This is a genomic window from Stenotrophomonas sp. GD03794 (assembly GCF_029842145.1).
In the GTDB taxonomy this organism is placed as follows: domain Bacteria; phylum Pseudomonadota; class Gammaproteobacteria; order Xanthomonadales; family Xanthomonadaceae; genus Stenotrophomonas; species Stenotrophomonas riyadhensis.
Genome location: NZ_JAOCFV010000082.1, coordinates 1 through 16,640, shown reverse-complemented (window position 1 = coordinate 16,640; position 16,640 = coordinate 1). Strand labels below are relative to the sequence as shown.

The 16,640-nt window shown below is 68.2% G+C and carries 16 protein-coding genes; 8 read left to right on the top strand and 8 right to left on the bottom strand.

Annotated elements, in window-relative coordinates; translation table 11 throughout:
• Positions 1-107: 107 nt before the first annotated feature.
• Complete coding sequence (locus N5D91_RS23260; RefSeq protein WP_110714250.1) at positions 108-482, bottom strand: DUF4124 domain-containing protein; 375 nt, start codon at positions 480-482, stop codon at positions 108-110.
• Positions 483-562: 80 nt separating this feature from the next.
• Here N5D91_RS23260 and pssA point away from each other — a divergent pair, with 80 nt between their 5' ends.
• Genes pssA through rimI form a run of 3 tightly spaced genes read left to right on the top strand, consistent with a single transcriptional unit; the run spans position 563 to position 2,339 of the window.
• A complete protein-coding gene (gene pssA, locus N5D91_RS23255) occupies positions 563-1,339 on the top strand; it encodes a CDP-diacylglycerol--serine O-phosphatidyltransferase (RefSeq protein ID WP_088024094.1) in 777 nt (258 codons plus the stop codon).
• Positions 1,336-1,845 carry a hypothetical protein gene (locus N5D91_RS23250; RefSeq protein ID WP_110710990.1) on the top strand — a complete coding sequence of 170 codons (510 nt, stop codon included), beginning with the start codon at positions 1,336-1,338 and terminating at the stop codon, positions 1,843-1,845. Before pssA ends, N5D91_RS23250 begins: the two co-directional genes overlap by 4 nt.
• Complete coding sequence (gene rimI / locus N5D91_RS23245) at positions 1,842-2,339, top strand: ribosomal protein S18-alanine N-acetyltransferase (protein WP_088024100.1); 498 nt, start codon at positions 1,842-1,844, stop codon at positions 2,337-2,339. Before N5D91_RS23250 ends, rimI begins: the two co-directional genes overlap by 4 nt.
• Positions 2,340-2,481: 142 nt before the next feature.
• Here rimI and N5D91_RS23240 read toward each other — a convergent pair whose 3' ends face one another.
• From N5D91_RS23240 to N5D91_RS23220, 5 genes are all read right to left on the bottom strand, one after another.
• Complete coding sequence (locus tag N5D91_RS23240) at positions 2,482-3,303, bottom strand: EamA family transporter (protein ID WP_107432755.1); 822 nt, start codon at positions 3,301-3,303, stop codon at positions 2,482-2,484.
• 133 nt (positions 3,304-3,436) lie between these two features.
• Positions 3,437-6,265, bottom strand: a complete 2,829-nt coding sequence (locus N5D91_RS23235) for a valine--tRNA ligase (RefSeq protein WP_180855429.1) — start codon at positions 6,263-6,265, stop codon at positions 3,437-3,439.
• Between the two features lie 33 nt (positions 6,266-6,298).
• Complete coding sequence (locus N5D91_RS23230) at positions 6,299-6,490, bottom strand: YqaE/Pmp3 family membrane protein (RefSeq protein WP_012510005.1); 192 nt, start codon at positions 6,488-6,490, stop codon at positions 6,299-6,301.
• 19 nt (positions 6,491-6,509) lie between these two features.
• A complete protein-coding gene (locus tag N5D91_RS23225; protein ID WP_049400292.1) occupies positions 6,510-6,935 on the bottom strand; it encodes a DNA polymerase III subunit chi in 426 nt (141 codons plus the stop codon).
• Positions 6,936-7,017: 82 nt separating this feature from the next.
• Positions 7,018-8,496, bottom strand: a complete 1,479-nt coding sequence (locus tag N5D91_RS23220) for a leucyl aminopeptidase (protein ID WP_110710993.1) — start codon at positions 8,494-8,496, stop codon at positions 7,018-7,020.
• Between the two features lie 104 nt (positions 8,497-8,600).
• Here N5D91_RS23220 and lptF point away from each other — a divergent pair, with 104 nt between their 5' ends.
• Genes lptF through N5D91_RS23205 form a run of 3 tightly spaced genes read left to right on the top strand, consistent with a single transcriptional unit; the run spans position 8,601 to position 11,713 of the window.
• Entirely contained in the window at positions 8,601-9,683 is a 1,083-nt protein-coding gene (lptF, locus tag N5D91_RS23215; protein WP_110710994.1) for an LPS export ABC transporter permease LptF, read from the top strand.
• Positions 9,680-10,786, top strand: coding sequence for an LPS export ABC transporter permease LptG (gene lptG / locus N5D91_RS23210; protein WP_110710995.1), 1,107 nt, complete (start codon positions 9,680-9,682; stop codon positions 10,784-10,786). Before lptF ends, lptG begins: the two co-directional genes overlap by 4 nt.
• Positions 10,787-10,840: 54 nt before the next feature.
• Positions 10,841-11,713, top strand: coding sequence for a hypothetical protein (locus tag N5D91_RS23205; RefSeq protein ID WP_180855428.1), 873 nt, complete (start codon positions 10,841-10,843; stop codon positions 11,711-11,713).
• Positions 11,714-11,767: 54 nt separating this feature from the next.
• On the opposite strand, the gene N5D91_RS23200 is transcribed toward N5D91_RS23205, so the two are convergent.
• Positions 11,768-12,259: an RDD family protein gene (locus N5D91_RS23200; protein WP_180855427.1), complete on the bottom strand. Its 492-nt coding sequence runs from the start codon at positions 12,257-12,259 to the stop codon at positions 11,768-11,770.
• Positions 12,260-12,315: 56 nt separating this feature from the next.
• On the opposite strand from N5D91_RS23200, the gene xerD reads away from it, so the two are divergent.
• Together xerD and N5D91_RS23190 are read left to right on the top strand one after the other, a co-directional pair.
• The gene (gene xerD / locus N5D91_RS23195) at positions 12,316-13,293 is read left to right on the top strand and encodes a site-specific tyrosine recombinase XerD (protein WP_180855426.1); all 978 of its coding nucleotides are present in this window, start codon (positions 12,316-12,318) and stop codon (positions 13,291-13,293) included.
• Between the two features lie 100 nt (positions 13,294-13,393).
• Entirely contained in the window at positions 13,394-14,179 is a 786-nt protein-coding gene (locus N5D91_RS23190) for a DsbC family protein (protein WP_032128013.1), read from the top strand.
• Positions 14,180-14,300: 121 nt separating this feature from the next.
• Here N5D91_RS23190 and N5D91_RS23185 read toward each other — a convergent pair whose 3' ends face one another.
• Positions 14,301-16,400, bottom strand: coding sequence for a glycosyl hydrolase family 18 protein (locus tag N5D91_RS23185; protein WP_180855425.1), 2,100 nt, complete (start codon positions 16,398-16,400; stop codon positions 14,301-14,303).
• Positions 16,401-16,640 lie beyond the last annotated feature (240 nt).

The following is a 16,640-nucleotide window of genomic DNA, read 5'->3' as shown; positions in this document are numbered from 1 at the left end:
CGTCCCCGCAATCCGACACCGCCCCGCCAAACCCACAGAAAGCCCAGAGCCGGTTGTTGCCCTTGCTTTTGCCTCTGCGGGTGCAGGGCGCAGCCCTGCCGATACCCTCACTCTGCCGGGCAGTAGGCCTTGATGGTGGCTTCAGCCAATCCCTTCTGTGCGCTGCGCTGCTCCGGGGTCAACGCGGTGTCAGGCTTGCCGTCGCCGTCGGTGTCCTGCATCACCTGGCCGGTGCCCTCCAGCAGCGTCAGGTTGGCGCGGGCCGTGCGGCACTGCTCGGGGACCGGTGCGGCCGGGGTCTCGGTGCTGGCGGCCGGCTGTGGGCTGCGGGCCTGCTCGCGGGTTTCATACTTCCTGCCCGCTGGAGGGGTCTCCGAGTACTGGGTCACGCCATTGGCGTCCTTCCATTTATAGACCGGGCCAGCCACGGCGTTGGCACTGGCCAACAGCAGCAGGCATCCAAGGCAGGACAGGGCACGCATGGCGGACTCCACGGAATGGGCGTAGAACGTCGATTGCAGCATTGGCGCCGAGTACTGGCAAGTCGATTAAACTGGATTCCATGGACCCGATCACACCGCCGCCGCGCTCGCGCACGATTTACCTGCTGCCCAACCTGTTCACCACCGCCGGCCTGTTCGCAGGCTTCTACGCGATCATCGCCGCAGCCAACGGGGATTTCGTCAATGCCAGCATCGCCGTGTTCGTGGCGGCGGTGATGGATGGCCTGGACGGGCGCGTGGCGCGCCTGACCGGCACCAGCAGTGAATTCGGCGTGCAGTACGACTCGCTGGCCGACCTGGTCAGCTTCGGCATGGCCCCGGCGCTGGTGATGTACCACTGGTCGCTGTCGTGGCTGAAGTTCGATGACCCGCTGCTCGGCCGCGTCGGCTGGGCCGTCGCTTTCCTATATGCCGCCTGCGCGGCGCTGCGCCTGGCCCGCTTCAATACCCAGGTCGCCGTGGTCGACAAGCGCTGGTTCGTCGGCCTGGCCAGCCCGGCTGCGGCTGGCCTGATGATGTCCTTCGTCTGGGCCTTTGCCGATGGCAACCTGGGCTGGGACGGCAACCAGCTGCGCTACGTGGCCTTGGCAGTGACGATCGTCGCGGCGCTGCTGATGGTCAGCCGCATCCGCTTCTGGAGCTTCAAGGGCGGTGCCGCCAAGGGCACCCGCTCCGATCGCGTGCCGTTCCTGGTGCTGGCGCTGGTGCCGGTGGCGATCGCGATTGCGGTGATCGACCTGCCGCGCGTGCTGTTTGCGGTCGGCATCCTGTACGCCTTGTCCGGCCCGGTGATGTGGGCCGTGCAGCGCCTGCGCAAGAAGCCCGAGGCCGCGTGAGCCAGGACCTGCCCGTGCTGTGGTCGCCGGCCCAGCAGGCCTGGCTGCAGGCCATGGGCTACACCGTCTACCACGACGGCCAGCTGGCCGCCGAACTGGATGCCGCGCTGCAGCTGAGCGTGGCCGAAGCCGAGGCGGCTGCCGCGCCGCCAGCGGAACCGGCACGGGCAGGCACGGCACCTTCTTCGCGGGAGCCCCGCGCCGAATCGGCTCCGGCAGCGCGCCAGGAACGCCCGGCGCCGCGCCGCGAGACGCCGGTCAGCGCACCGGATACCGCGCCGGCCGCCAGCCGTCCACTGCCGGGCGGCAATGCCCGGCAGCCGGTGGTGCGCCTGCCGGATCGCCTGCAGATCGCCTTGCTGCGCGCATCCGGTTGCAACCCCAATGATCCGGCCACGCAGTCACTGATGGACAGCTGGCCGCTGGACCAGCTGCGCCACGACCCGGCGGCCAAGCGCGCGCTGTGGCCGCAGCTGCGCGCCCTGCGCAAGCGGGGCGCGCCATGAGTGCGGTCAGCCTGCCCGGGCCGGTCAGCCTGCGCGCACTGCGCGAGAGCGACCTCAACGCGGTGATGGCGATCGAAGTGCGCGGCTATCCGTTTCCGTGGACCCGCGGCATCTTCGTCGACTGCCTGCGCGCGGGTTATCCGGGCCTGGCCATGGAACGCGATGGCCAGCTGATCGGCTATGGCGTGCTCAGCATCGCGGCCGACGAGGCGCATGTGCTGAACATCTGCATCGACCCGCTGACGCAGTCGCGGGGGCTGGGGCGCCAGCTGCTGCGCGCGCTGGTGCAGCTGGCCGGCGACCGTGGTGCGCAGCGTGTGTTCCTGGAAGTGCGGCCCTCCAACACGCCGGCGCTGGCGCTGTACCACAGCGAAGGCTTCAACGAGATTGGCCGCCGCCCGCGCTACTACCCGGCCGCACAGGGCCGCGAGGACGCGGTGGTGATGGCGATCGAACTGGTCGACGGCGACCTGCAGGCGATGCCGCCGCTGTAACGGAGCAGGGTTGCCGGCCAGCGGCCGGCACTACCGGTAGCCGGCAACCGGGGGTGGCAGGAATGCGCCGACCAAGGTCGGCTGCTACCAAGGCGTGCAATGGCTTGTCCGGTAGGTGCCAACCTTGGTTGGCACGCTTTCCTCACGCCAGCCGCAGTGCCAACACACCGCCGACGATCAACGCCGCCGCCAGCCAGCGTGCACGCGGAATCCGCTCGCGCAGCAGGAACACCGAGATCAGCAACGCGAACAGGATCGACGATTCGCGCAGCGCCGAGACCATGGCCACCGGCGCCTGGGTCATCGACCACAAGGCCATCGCGTAGGACGCCGTGGTGCCGACGCCACCGGCCAGCCCCAGCGGCCAATGCTGGCGTGCATAGGCCAGCACCGCGCCACCGCGGGTGTACAACGCCCACAGCGGTAGCGGAATGCCCGACAGCAGGAACAGCCACAGGGTGTAGCTGAGCGCGCTGCCGGACTGGCGCGCGCCCTGCGCATCGACCAGGGTGTAGGTGGCGATCATCGCCGCAGTCAGCAGCGGCAGCCGCAGCTGGCCGCCACGCGCACCCAGTGCCATGCACAGGATGCCGGTGCTGACCAGCACCACGCCCAACCACGCCGCCGGTGGCAGCTGCTCGCCCAGCAGGGTGCCCGCCAACGCGACCAGGATCGGCGCGCTGCCGCGCATCAGCGGATACGCCAGGCTCATGTCGACCTGCTGGTAGCAGCGGGCGACCAGGCCGTAGTACGTCACCTGCAGCAGCACCGATGCGCCCAGCCACGGCCAGCTGTGCGCGGCCGGGAACGGCAGGAAGGGCAGGGCAGCCGCCGACAGCAGCGCGGCGCTGCCGGTGACCAGCACGGTGCCGAGGAACTTGTCCGGCCCGCGTTTGACGATCGCGTTCCAGCTGGCGTGCAGTGCCGCGGCAGCGAGGACGAGCAGGAAAATGGAAAGCGGCATCCGGTGATGATGCCATGCGGGGCAAATGGAAACGCCGGGCATCGCCCGGCGTTTCCGATTCCGCTTCGGTGGGTGCCAACCTCTCCCGCCGTGGTAGGTGCCAACCTTGGTTGGCACGCACCAGAGCGCGGCGTTACAGCTTCGCGCGCTGCTCGCGCAGGCCGGCCAGCTGGGTGTTCCAGTCGACCAGGCGCACGCGTTCCTGCTCGACCACGGCCGGCGGCACCTTGTCGGTGAACTTGGCCAGCTTGGTCTCGCTCTTTTCCTTTTCGGCTTCGACGCGGGCGATTTCCTTGTCCAGGCGCACGCGCTCGGCATCGAGATCGACCAGGCCTTCCAGCGGCACCAGCAGCTTCAGCTCACCGACGATCGCGGCGGCGGCCGGCGGTGCGCTTTCGCCTTCGGCCAGCCACTGGATGCTGTCCAGCTTCAGCAGGAACGACAGCGAGGCGCTGAAGCGTTCGATGCGCACGCGGTCCTGCTCCAGGCCGGCCTGCAGGCGTAGCGGCACCAGCTTGGACGGGGCCACGTTCAGTTCGCTGCGCACGCGACGCACCGCACTGATCACCGCCTTCAACCATTCCACGTCGGCTTCAGCCTGAGTGAAATCGCCTTCGAACTCGGCGGCGGTCGGGTACGGACGCAGCGACAGCGTGGTTTCGGCCAGGCCCAGGCGCGGGGCCAGCTGCTGCCACAGCTGTTCGGTGATGAACGGCGTGAGCGGGTGCAGCAGGCGCAGCAGCGCTTCCAGCACGTACAGCAGGGTGTGGCGGGTGCTCTCCGCATCAGCCGCGTCGCCGCCGTTCAGTGCCGGCTTGCTCAGTTCCAGGAACCAGTCGCAGAACGCGTTCCAGGCGAACTCGTACAGGCACTGCGCCAGCAGGTCGAAGCGGTAGGCGGCGAAATGGCCCTGCGCTTCGGCGGTGGTAGCGGCCAGGCGCGAGAGGATCCAGCGCTCGGCATCGGTGCGCGGCGTCGGCACGCCGGTGAACGCAGCACCCTCGGTGTTCATCAGCGCGAAGCGGCTGGCGTTCCACAGCTTGTTGCAGAAGTTCTTGTAGCCCTCTGCGCGGTTCATGTCGAACTTGATGTCGCGGCCGTGGGTGGCCAGCGCGGCGATGGTGAAGCGCAGCGCATCGGCACCGTGGGCAGCAATGCCGTCCGGGAATTCCTTGCGGGTGGCCTTCTCGATCTTCTCCACCATCTTCGGCTGCATCAGGCCGCCGGTGCGCTTGGCGACCAGGTCGTCGATGGTGATGCCGTCGATGATGTCCAGCGGGTCGAGCACGTTGCCCTTGCTCTTGGACATCTTCTGGCCCTGGCCGTCGCGGATCAGGCCGGTGAAGTAGACGTCCTTGAACGGGATCTTCCCGACCAGGTTGTCGGTGGCCATGATCATGCGCGCCACCCAGAAGAAGATGATGTCGAAGCCGGTGATCAACACCGACGACGGCAGGTAGCGGTCGAAGCCGCGCTCGGCCATGGCCTGCTCGTTGGGCCAGCCCAGGGTGGAGAACGGCCACAGCTGCGAGGAGAACCAGGTCTCCAGCACGTCGCTTTCCTGGTTCAGCACCACGTCGCTGCCCAGGTTGTGCTTCGCCCGCACTTCCTCTTCGCTGCGACCGACGTAGCAGCTGCCGGTGGCTTCGTCGAACCACGCCGGAATGCGGTGGCCCCACCACAGCTGGCGGCTGATGCACCAGTCCTGGATGTTGTTCATCCAGTGGCGGTAGGTGTTGATCCAGTTCGGCGGCACGAAGGAAATGCTCCCATCCTCGACCAGTTCCAGGCCGCGCTTGGCCAGGTCGTCCATCTTCACGAACCACTGGTCGGTCAGGTACGGCTCGATCACCTGGCCGGTACGGTCGCCGCGCGGCACCTGCAGCTTGTGCGCCTTGGTCTCGACCAGGATGCCCAGGTCTTCCAGCTCGGCCAGCACGGCCTTGCGCGCGGCGTAGCGGTCCAGGCCCTGGAATCGCTCCGGCGCGTTCTCGTTCAGCGCCGCCACCGGGGTGAACAGGTTGATCATCGGCAGGCTGTGGCGCACGCCGACTTCATAGTCGTTGAAATCGTGCGCCGGGGTGACCTTGACCACGCCGGTGCCGAACGCACGGTCCACGTAGTCGTCGGCGATCACCGGGACGCGGCGGCCGGTCAGCGGCAGCACCACGCTCTTGCCGATCAGGTGCGCATAGCGCTCGTCTTCCGGGTGCACCATCACCGCGGTATCGCCCAGCAGGGTTTCCGGGCGGGTGGTGGCGACGACCAGGTAGTCGCGGGTTTCGCGCAGGGTTTCCACGCCGTCGGCATCGCGCTCGACGTGCTCGTAGCTCAGGCCCTCATCCAGCGTGTAGGCGATCGACCACAGGAAGCCGTCTTCCTCGGCGCTTTCCACTTCCAGGTCGGAAATGGCGGTCTTCAGCACCGGGTCCCAGTTGACCAGGCGCTGGCCGCGATAGATCAGGCCCTGCTCGTACCAGCGCACGAAGGCCTCGTTGACCGCCGCCGACGGCTGCGGGTCCATGGTGAAGGTGCTGCGCGACCAGTCGGCGGAGGTGCCGAGGCGGCGCATCTGGCGTTCGATGGTGTCGCCGGACTGCTGCTTCCACTCCCAGACCTTGCCGATGAAACCTTCGCGGCCCAGCGAATCGCGGGTCTCGCCCTTGCCTTCCAGCGCCAGGTTGCGGCTGACCACCATTTCGGTGGCGATGCCGGCATGGTCGGTACCGACCTGCCACAGGGTGTCGTAGCCGCGCATGCGGTGGTAGCGCACCAGCGCGTCCATCAGGGTCTGCTGGAAGGCGTGGCCCATGTGCAGGGTGCCGGTCACGTTCGGCGGCGGCAGCAGGATGGTGTACGGCTCGCCCGTGCCGGACGGCTTGAAGTGGCCGGCCTTCTCCCAGGCCTCGTAGAGGTCGGTCTCGAAGGACTTCGGGTCGTAACTGGAGGCGAGTTGGGTCATGCGGGGGAACCGGTAATCAAGGCGGAAGGGAGATCAGCGCGGCCCGAGGGCGCGCCGGATCTTCTGGTCGGTGTGGTACTGGCTGACCGCGTAGGCGGCCCAGATGGCGGCGGGCAGCCAGCCGATCAGGGTGATCTGCAGGATCAGGCAGACGATGCCGGCAAACGGCCGGCCGATGGTGAAGAAGGACAGCCAGGGAAGAATCAGGGCGATCAGCAGGCGCATCAAGGGGTCCTCGCTGGACTTACATGTCGTGCTTGTTCAGGTCGTAACCGGCGGCCTTGTACTGGCGCCAGCGTTCGCGCAGCGGTTCGCGCGCTTCCGGGTCGGCCGGAACCACTTCCAGCACGCGCTCGCACTCGCCCAGCCAGGGTTCATCGCGCAGGTTGATCACCAGCGGGCGCGCCGGTGCCTCGGTGCCGGGCACGGCGATCAGCACCAGGGCCTCTTCCTCATCCATGTCCTCGCCGGCGATCTGGTGCGGGATGTAGGCATCGTTGTCGAACGCCCACAGCAGTTCGTCCAGCTCCTCGGCCTGGGCCTGGTCGCGGGCCAGCACCAGGGTGAACAGCCCGGCGTCGTTGGCCTTGCGTGCCAGCTCGCAGACCAGGCGCAACGGCTCGGTCAGGAAGCGGGGCTTGGCGATCAGGTAGAAGTCGGCGCGGGGCATGGCAGGGTCCGGGTCAGGCAGGGTTCCGGCGGTGCCGGGCGAGGCCCCGGCCGGCGGAGGCCGGCCAGGGTCGGGTACGGCATCAGGCGCGGGCGGTCTGGTCCAGCAGCCACTGGCTCAGCAGGCCGACCGGGCGGCCGGTGGCCATGCCACGCTTGCCTTCATCGCTGGCCACGCCGGCGATGTCCAGGTGCGCCCAGCGCTGGCCTTCGGCAAAGCGCGACAGGAAGCAGCCAGCGGTGATCGCGCCGGCCCAGCGGCCGCCGATGTTGTAGACGTCGGCGAAGGTCGAATCCAGCATCGGCTGGTACTCGTCCCACAGCGGCAGGCGCCAGGCGCGGTCGAACACGTGCTCGCCGGCGGCCAGCAGCTCGTTGGCCAGGTCGTCGTGCTTGCTCATCAGGCCGGCGGTCTGGTGGCCGAGGGCGACCATGCAGGCACCGGTCAGGGTGGCGACGTCGACCAGCGCGGCCGGCTCGAAGCGTTGCGCGTAGGTCAGCGCGTCGCACAGGATCAGGCGGCCTTCGGCGTCGGTGTTGCCGACTTCGATGGTCTTGCCCGACATCGAGGTGATCACGTCGGACGGACGGTAGGCGTTGCCGTCGATGGCGTTCTCCACCGCCGGCACCACCACCACCAGGTTCAGCGGCAGCTTGGCCTTGACCGCAGCGACGAAGGTGCCGATGACGTTGGCGCCACCGCACATGTCGTACTTCATCTCCTCGATGCCGCCCTGAGTCTTCAGGTTGACGCCACCGGTATCGAAGGTGATGCCCTTGCCGACCAGCACGTACGGCTTGGCGTCGCCGCCATTGTTCCACTTCAGCACGACCAGGCGCGGGCGGTTGGCCGAACCACGGGCCACGGCCAGCAGCGAGCCCATGCCCAGTGCCTCCATCTGGTGCTCGTCGAGGATCTCGGCCTCGGCACCGTCGTGCTCGCCGGCGAACTTCACACCCACTTCGGCCAGGTAGGCCGGGGTGCAGTAGTTCGGCGGCAGGTTGCCCAGCTCGCGGGCGAACTCGACGCCGGCGGCGATGGCCTGGCCCTGGGCCAGGGCCTGGGCGTCGTCACCGGCGATGGCCAGCTGGGCCAGGCCGGCGTCCTCGGCCTTCTTCTTGCCCAGGGTGGCGGTGTAGCGGTACGCGGCGTGATCGGCGGCGATCACTGCCTGGCGGATCGCCCAGGCCGCGTCGCGGTCCTTCACCGCCACTTCGGACAGGGTGAACAGTGCGCTGCGGGCAGCACCGGCCTTCAGCGCGCGCACGGCGTCGCCGACGGCCTTCAGGTACTGCGGCACGCCGAAGCGGGCGGCTTCGCCGAGGCCGACCACCAGCACGCGCGGGGCGGTCACGCCCGGCAGGTCGTGCAGCAGGGTGGTCGCGCCGGTCTTGCCGGACAGATCGCCGCGCTGGGCCAGGGCGGCCAGGCGGCCACCACTGGCGGCGTCCAGGGCCTGGGCAGCCGGGGTCAGGGTATGGTCGGCATACGCGCCGACCACCAGGCAATCAACGGTGGCGGCGGCCGGAGCAACGTGGTTCAGGGTGAATTCGAGGGCCATTGAGCAGATTCCATTGGCGAGTCCGTACAATCGCAGGCCGTTTACGCCCAGACAGTAGACTGGGCGGCACCGCGAACGAACCCCAGAGTTTAAACCACCGCCCCATGCTGAAGCTCGACCGATACCTGCTGGGCGATTTCGTCCAGAGTTTCCTGGCTACCCTGATCGTCCTGCTGGTGGTCAGCGTGGGCGGCGTGCTGGTGGACATCCTCGGCAACATCGCCGATGGGCGCCTGCCGGCCAAGCTGCTGTTCTCGCAGCTGGGCCTGCAGTTCATCGCCTACCTGCCGCTGATCCTGCCATTGGCACTGATGCTGGGCCTGCTGCTGGCCATCGCCCGCCTGTACCGCGACTCGGAGATGGCGGTCATCACCGCCATCGGCGTGGGGCCCAAGCGGTTGCTGCGGCCTTTGCTGATGCTGGTGGTGCCGGTGGTGCTGCTGGTCGGCGCCTGCTCGCTGTGGCTGGGCCCGTGGGCCGGCCGGGTGGCCGAGCAGATGATCATCGAGGCCAACCGCAGCGTGCTGATGGCCGGTCTGGAGCCGGGCCGGTTCACGCCGCTGCCCAATGGCGGCGTGGTCTACCTGTCCTCGATCTCGCCCGACGGCACCGAGCTGGGCAAGGTGTTCCTGCAGCGGCAGAAGGACGACCGCCTGGAAGTGGTGTCGGCCAACAGCGGCCGCATGTACTTCGAGGGCACCCGCCAGCGCTTCCTGGAGCTGGACGACGGCCACCAGGTGGAAGGACCGGTGGCCGGCGCGCTGGATTACCGGCTGGCGACCTTCGCCCGCAACGACGTCGCCCTGCCCGATGGCGCGCAGACCCGCACCGAGGACGACCCGGAACTGATGCCGACCCTGAAGCTGATCGGCGATGAACGCCCGCAGGCGCAGGCACAGCTGCACCGCCGCCTGGCGCCGCCGCTGATCGCGCTGGCCTTTGCCCTGCTGACCGTGCCGCTGGGCCGCAGCTCGCCGCGCCAGCAGCGCTACGGCCGCATGATGCTGGCGCTGATGGCCTACATGGTGGGCACCAACCTGATGTTCATCGGCAGTGGCTGGATCGCCAATGGCAGGATTCCGCCCGCGCTGGGCCTGTGGTGGCTGACCCTGCCACTGCTGGCGCTGGCGATCTGGATGTATGCACGTGATGGCCGCCTGGGCCGCCCGAAGGGAGCCCGCGCATGAGGCTGCGCCCGATGCGTTTCGACCTGTACCTGGGCCAGTCGGTGTTCACCACGGTGCTGTTGACCTGGGCCGTGCTGGTCGGCCTGGATGTGGTGATGGCGTTCTCCGGCGAGTTCAAGGACATCGGCAAGAACGGCTACACCCTGGGCCATGCCGCAGCATGGGTGCTGTACACCGTGCCACGCCGCGCCTACACGATGTTCCCCACCGCTGCGGTGATCGGCGCGCTGATGGGCCTCGGCCAGCTGGCCGCGACCTCGGAGCTGACCGCACTGCGTGCGCTGGGCCTGTCGCGCAAGCGCCTGAGCGTATCGGTGGCGATCGCGCTGTCGCTGCTGACTGCGGTGATGGTGCTCAGCGCCGAGACGCTGGGCCCCTGGGGCCAGGACCGTGCCGATGCGCTGAAGGCCAGTGCCAAGTGGGGGCGGGACATTTCCACCACGCGGTACTCGGGCCTGTGGGCACGCGAAGGCGATACCTTCCTCAATGCGCAGAGCGGCGAAGAGCAGCTGGTGGGCGACAAGGGCACGCGCCTGATCCTGCGTGACGTGCGCCTGTACCGCATTGCCGACGACGGCAAGATTGCCTCGTTGACCCATGCCACCACCGCCGAGCACGACAAGGATGGCTGGGTGCTGACCGGGGTCCGCCGCGACACCTTTGGCGAGCGCTCGGCGACCCGCCAGGAAGTGGCGCGCGAACCGTGGAATTCGAAGCTGGATGCGGCTGCATTGGCCACCGGCATCGCCAAGCCGCGCAATCTCAGCCTGGCCGAACTCAGCACCAGCATCACCTATCGCCAGCGCAACGGGCTGGATGCGCGCGATTTCGAGGATGTGTACTGGAGCCGCTGGTTCTACCCGGTGAACGTGCTGGCGCTGTGCCTGGCGGCGGTGCCGTTCGCGTTCGGGTCGCTGCGCAGCGGCGGCATGGGCAAGCGCCTGTTCCTGGGCATCCTGTTCGCGCTGGGCTTCTGGCTGCTGCAGCTGTTCTTCGGCCGCATGGCCGGCGCGTTGAAGTTTGATTACCGCATCGCCTATGCATTGCCGCCGATCGTGATGCTGGCGGTGTCCGGATTGCTGTTCCGGCGCAAGTCGGGTTGATTCCCAGGGAGCCGGGCAAGGCCCGGCTGTTTCCGTTTCACTTCAAGGACGAACATGAGCTTCCAACGCTTTCTGCCGTACTTCGCGGCCGTGCTGCTTTCTGCCGGCTGCAGCCGGTCCACCGTCGACTTCGAGATCGACAACCCGACGGATGCACCGCTGACCTTGTCGGTCGACCAGCAGGTGCATACCCTGCCGCCGCACACCTCCATGCCCCTGGTCCTGGAGCCGGGCCAGTACCGGCTGCAGAGCGAGAAGATCGGCAGCGTCCGCATGGTTGTCTACGCCGACGGGATCGGTGGGCTGATCAACCCGGCCATGGCCGAGTACGTGATCGTCACCGAGCAGTACGTCACCAGCAAGACCAATACCGGCAACCTGGCATCGAAGATCGAACTGAACGATGTGGAGATCGAGGGTCCCTACGTGAAGGCGACCGGCTTCTTCATTCCGCGCCGCTGGGACGCAGGACTGAAGGACGAACTGCCTGACACGGTGGTCTCCAGCAGCCCGGATACCTCGTCCGACTACCGGACCAAGCTCTACAACGTGCCTGGCTTCTTCGAATACCTGGATGCCGGGGACGAGCTGAAGGAGGCTTTCGGGCCGGATGGCTACCGGCCGCCGGCAGCATCGGTGGCTTTCACTGCCGCCCAGCTGCCGCCGCTTCCGGCGGCCTATGAGGCCCAGGGCAAACCGATGCGCGAGCTGTACGCGCAGTACCTTGCCGCAACCGATGCAGGCGAGCAGAAGCGCCTGAAGAAGGCCAGCCTGAAACTGTGGCAGGAGTTCGTGAAGACCCGTGCGCAGTTGAGCGGACAGTCGCCGGTGGCTGACGATGCGCAGGCCAATGCGTTTGCGTCCGCCTTCTTCGACCTCTGGACGCAGCCGGCGGTGATCCTGCCGGACCCGGCGCCAGCCGGCTGAACGCTGCGTTGATCGTGTAGAGCCGAGCCCATGCTCGGCTCTACACGTGGTGCATCACTGCTTCGGCATGCGCATCAGGCGGGTGCCGCTGGCGCGGTCGTGCCAGGTCAGGCGGTCGCGGTCGACCCATGCCCACCAGAACCCCAGTCCACCCAGCAGCAGCGACAGTGAGCCCACCGCGAAGCGCAGCCACAGTTGGCCGCGCCGCAGTGGCGTGCCATCGCTCGATTGCAGTTTCAGCCGCCACGGTCGCATGCCCAGCGTCTGTCCGCCACGGCGCCAGCTGGCCGTGGCGTACCACCCCGTGATTCCCCAGCACACCGCCCACAGCAGCCACTGCCAGGCACTGAACGGCGCGATGTTCTCGCGCTGCGCGTGGCCGCTGAAGGTGTAGGCGAGGGTGAACAGCGTGCCGGCCAGCATCCACAGCGCCAGCACCGGCAGTGCGTCGTAGACCATCGCCAGCACGCGCCAGGCCAACAAGGCACGTGGGCGGGGCATTTCGGTAGCGGCCGCAGGGGCCGTGTCGGTGACGGGGCGGGACATGCGCCGAGCATACGCAAAGCTGGCCGTGCCCGCAGTGGCCCTCGTATCCTGCACCCATGGCCCTTGTTTCCACCCCCGCCGAACGCCGCCAGCTGGTGCAGCAACTGCCCGAGCTGCGCGCCGACGACAGCGCGCGCATCCAGCGCTTCCTCGATGCGATCTGGGCCGAGAACGGCCTGGCCCGCGCCACCCTCGACAGCTACCGGCGCGACCTGGAAGGGCTGGCGCGCTGGATGGATGGACGCGACGGTGGCCTGGCCGGCATCGAGCGCCCGGGGTTGTTCGATTACCTGGCCTGGCGCACCCGGCATGGCTGGTCGCCGCGCAGCAATGCGCGCCTGCTGTCGGCGCTGCGCGCGTTCTTCGCCGATGGCGTGCGCCGTGGTGAACGCAGCGAGGACCCCAGTGCCCTGCTGGACCCGCCGAAGCTGCCGCGGCTGTTGCCGAAGGCGTTGGCCGAAAGCCAGATCGACGCACTGCTGGCGGCGCCGGACATCGACAGTCCGCTGGGCCTGCGCGACCGCGCCATGCTGGAGCTGATGTATGCGGCCGGCCTGCGCGTGAGCGAGCTGGTGCTGCTACCGGCCACGGCAGTCAACCTGCGCCAGGGCGTGCTGAGGGTCACGGGCAAGGGCAGCAAGGAGCGGCTGGTGCCGCTGGGCGAGGAATCGCAGCACTGGCTGGAGCGCTATCTGCAGGCGTCGCGCCCGCAGCTGGTCGCTAAGGGCAAGGTGCAGGTGCTGGCCGATGGGCAGACCCCATTGTTTGTCGAGCCGACGCTGCATGCGCTGACCCGCCAGGCGTTCTGGCATCTGGTCAAGCGCCACGCGCAGGTGGCCGGTATCGATCCGGTGCGGATCAGCCCGCATGGCCTGCGCCACAGCTTCGCCACGCATCTGCTCAACCGCGGCGCCGACCTGCGCGCGCTGCAGATGCTGCTCGGCCACAGTTCGCTGTCGACCACCCAGATCTACACCCTGGTGGCCCGCGAACACCTGCAGAAGCTGCACGCCCGCCACCATCCGCGCGGCTGAGCAGCGGCCTGAACCCCGGCCTCGGACGGTGGGCAGTGTCGCGGCCCGGTAGCGGCGGCTGTGTCAGAATCCGGGGTCTTCTTCTGTCGCGGACCGCTCCATGCTCCGATTTGCCATCGCCGCCGTGTTCGGTGCGCTCAGCCTGACCGCCTGCGCCCAGCCGGCTCCGCCGGCCGCCAAGGCACCCGCCGCGGCTGCGGCCAAGGCCGCCCCGGCCGCCAACGCTTCGGCCGACCAGGCGGTGCGCGCCGCGCTGACCGCGCTGAATCCCGGCTTCCAGGTGGACTACATCGGTGCTGCACCGTTCCCTGGTTTCCGCGAGGTCGTGGTTTCCGGCCAGTTGCTGTACGTGTCCGACGATGGCCGCTACCTGTTCCAGTCGCAGCCCTACGACACCCGCGCCAAGGGCCCGGCCAACAGCGAGGGCCTGCTCGGCTACCGCCGCGACCTGCTGGCCAAGGCCAACCACGGCGACCGCATCGTGTTTGCCGCGCCGAACGCGAAGTACACCATCAGCGTGTTCACCGACATCGAGTGCGGTTACTGCCGCAAGCTGCACCAGGACATCGCAGAGCTCAACCGCAACGGCATCTCGGTCGAGTACCTGGCATTCCCGCGCATGGGCCTGGGCAGCAAGGACTACACCGACATGATCTCGGTCTGGTGTGCAGCGGATCGCCGCCAGGCGCTGACCAACGCCAAGCGCGGTGGCAGTGTGCCGGCCAAGAACTGCACCAACCCGGTGGCGATGCAGTACGCGCTGGGCCAGCAGCTGGGTGTGAATGGCACGCCGGCGATCTTCGCCCCGGACGGCACCCAGCTGGGGGGGTACCTGCCGCCGGCGCAGCTGCGCGCAGCGCTGGAAAAGCTGTCGGCCAAGCGCTGATCGCCGCCGACCTTTTCCTGTAGAGCCGAGCCCATGCTCGGCTGCCGAAACATCAGCCGAGCATGGCTCGGCGCTACAGATTCGAGGCCGGGGATGCGTGTCGCATCCCCGGCTTTTTTCCTTATTTCAGGCCATCACTGACCGCCTTGGTCAGCGTGCCCTGCGCATCGTCACCGCTGAACTCCCAGACGAACGCGCCGCCCAGGCCCTGGGTCTTCACGTAGCCCATCTTGCGGGTGATGTTGGCCGGGGTATCGAAGCTCCACAGCGTGCTGCCGTTGTAGATCCAGGTGGCACCAGCGGTGTTGTCGGTGTAGCCCGGCCACGCCAGGTTCTTCAGTACCTTCCAGTCTTCGATGCCGGCTTCATACGTGCCCGGGGCGGCGCCGGTCGCGGTCTGGTACAGGCCGTTGTTGGCGTTGGCCACACCGGTCCAGCCACGCCCGTAGTAGCCGATGCCCAGGTTGAGCTTGGCGGCGGGCACGCCACGGCTGATGAAGGCCTCGATGGCGTCGTTGCTGTTGTACAGCTTCTGGTCGCCGGTGGACGGATCATTCGGCGAATCGAACAGCGCCGACTGGTGATTGGTCTTCGCATCCCACGCGCCGTGGAAGTCGTAGGTCATCACGTTGATGTAGTCCAGGTACGGGTGGTACGCGGCCGGATCGGTGACGCGGATCTTGTCGATGCCGGCACCCACTGCCACCGTCAGCAACAGGCCCGGACGCACCGCATCGAGCTGGCGGCGGAACTCGGCCATCAGGGCGGTGAAGTTGGCGTTGTCCTCCGGCTTGCCGCATTCGATGCCGCAGGCCACCGGGTACTCCCAGTCGATGTCGATGCCGTCGAACACGCCCAGTGCGGCACCAGCGCCACCGGCACCGTCGGTCACCGGCAGGTTGCCCTTGATATAGGCGTCGATGCACGAGGCGACGAAGGCCTGGCGGTTTTCCGGACGCGCCGCGCTGGAGAAACCACGCGACCAGGTCCAGCCACCGAGCGAGATCAGCACCTTCATGCCCGGGTACTTGGCCTTGAGCTGCTTGAGCTGGTTCCAGTTGCCGCGCAGCGGCTGGTCCCAGGTATCGGCGCTGCCGCTGACACTCTCGGCGGCACTGAAGGCCTTGGTGTAGTCGGCGAAGGCATCGCCACCGGCACCGCTGTTCGGATCCGACGGCTGGGTGATGCCCACTTCGCAGCGGTTGTTGCGCACGTTGCCGAATGCGTAGTTGATGTGGGTCAGGCGTGCGGCCGAGCCGCTGCTGTCGATGTTCTTGACCCGGTAGTTGCGGCCGTAGATGCCCCACTGGGTGAAGTAGCCGATGACCCGCTTGCCGGTGGTGCCGCCGTCACCGGCCAGCGTGGTGGCGCTGATCTCGGTACCCTGTGCCGACGCATTGCCGGCGTTGTCGCGGGCACGTACGCGGTAGCGGTAGGTGGTCGACGCGGTCAGCCCGCCATCCACATAGCTGGCACTGGACGGCGAACCGACCAGGCTGCCGTTGCGGTACACGTCATAGCCGGCCATGCCGCTGCCACCGGTGTTGTCGGTGGACGGGCTCCAGCTGAGCGCGATGCTGTTGGCGGTGCGGGTGCCAACCGCCAGCCCGCCCGGCACGCTCGGCGCGGTGGTATCGCCACCGGCGGCGTTGACGGTGATGGTGATGGTCGGGGTGCTGGTGGTGGCGTTGTTGTTGTCGGTCGCGACCGCACGCAGGGTGTGGCTGCCGGCGCTGGCATTGGCCCAGCTGGCCGCATAGGGCGCACTGGTGGCGACACCCAGCGAGCTGCCGTCGCGGAAGAACTCGACCTTGGCGACGCTGCCGTCCGGGTCACTGGCGTTGGCGGTCACGTTGACCGTGCTGCCGGCGCTGAAGGTGGCGCCGTTGGCCGGCGAGGTCAGGCTGACCACCGGCGGCTGGTTGCTGCCGCTGCCATCGCAGGCACCGAGGTTGGTGTAGTAGGGCGCACCGGCCGGATGGTCCGGCGGCGCGTTCCAGATGTCCTGGTTCGCCCGATAGAGGACGCCTCCTTTCTGCAGGGTATCGCCGGCCCGGTAGATCTTGGCCTGGTCCCACTGGGCCACGCCGGCACAGCTGGCGGCCTGCGCCAGGCCGGGCAGAGCGGCGGTACCGGCGGCCAGGGCAAGCAGCCAGGCCAGGCGGCGGGGACGACAGCTTCGGGTCGAACGTTCGGCACTGCGCACAATCGGGTCGTACATGGGTAAGTCTCCGATCAAAGGGCGCGCGGGCCCCGATGGCGCCGCGCGTGACGCAGGTCCGGGCGTCGCCCGGGAAGGCGACGGAGGGGGCGGACGGGGTACCTGGGAGGCCGGGGAGAGAGTCCGGCACCAGGTAGGGACAACGTTGTCATCAATCGCGTGGTCAATCCGTGAGCAAGCGCATGGTTCGGGGATTCGGGCGAAAGGCGGCGCTGCGCGCGGTCGGCGGCCATCGGCGGA

Coding starts and splice junctions, on each gene's coding strand:
- N5D91_RS23225 (WP_049400292.1), bottom strand. CDS start 6,935: ATGCCCCGCGCCGACTTCTACCTGATCGCCAAGCCCCGCTTCCTGACC.
- N5D91_RS23185 (WP_180855425.1), bottom strand. CDS start 16,400: ATGTACGACCCGATTGTGCGCAGTGCCGAACGTTCGACCCGAAGCTGT.
- N5D91_RS23200 (WP_180855427.1), bottom strand. CDS start 12,259: ATGTCCCGCCCCGTCACCGACACGGCCCCTGCGGCCGCTACCGAAATG.
- N5D91_RS23230 (WP_012510005.1), bottom strand. CDS start 6,490: ATGCGCCTGCTGATCGCCCTGATTCTTCCCTGGCTGTCCTTCTTCACC.
- N5D91_RS23235 (WP_180855429.1), bottom strand. CDS start 6,265: ATGACCCAACTCGCCTCCAGTTACGACCCGAAGTCCTTCGAGACCGAC.
- xerD (WP_180855426.1), top strand. CDS start 12,316: ATGGCCCTTGTTTCCACCCCCGCCGAACGCCGCCAGCTGGTGCAGCAA.
- lptF (WP_110710994.1), top strand. CDS start 8,601: ATGCTGAAGCTCGACCGATACCTGCTGGGCGATTTCGTCCAGAGTTTC.
- rimI (WP_088024100.1), top strand. CDS start 1,842: ATGAGTGCGGTCAGCCTGCCCGGGCCGGTCAGCCTGCGCGCACTGCGC.
- N5D91_RS23205 (WP_180855428.1), top strand. CDS start 10,841: ATGAGCTTCCAACGCTTTCTGCCGTACTTCGCGGCCGTGCTGCTTTCT.
- pssA (WP_088024094.1), top strand. CDS start 563: ATGGACCCGATCACACCGCCGCCGCGCTCGCGCACGATTTACCTGCTG.
- N5D91_RS23220 (WP_110710993.1), bottom strand. CDS start 8,496: ATGGCCCTCGAATTCACCCTGAACCACGTTGCTCCGGCCGCCGCCACC.
- lptG (WP_110710995.1), top strand. CDS start 9,680: ATGAGGCTGCGCCCGATGCGTTTCGACCTGTACCTGGGCCAGTCGGTG.
- N5D91_RS23260 (WP_110714250.1), bottom strand. CDS start 482: ATGCGTGCCCTGTCCTGCCTTGGATGCCTGCTGCTGTTGGCCAGTGCC.
- N5D91_RS23240 (WP_107432755.1), bottom strand. CDS start 3,303: ATGCCGCTTTCCATTTTCCTGCTCGTCCTCGCTGCCGCGGCACTGCAC.
- N5D91_RS23190 (WP_032128013.1), top strand. CDS start 13,394: ATGCTCCGATTTGCCATCGCCGCCGTGTTCGGTGCGCTCAGCCTGACC.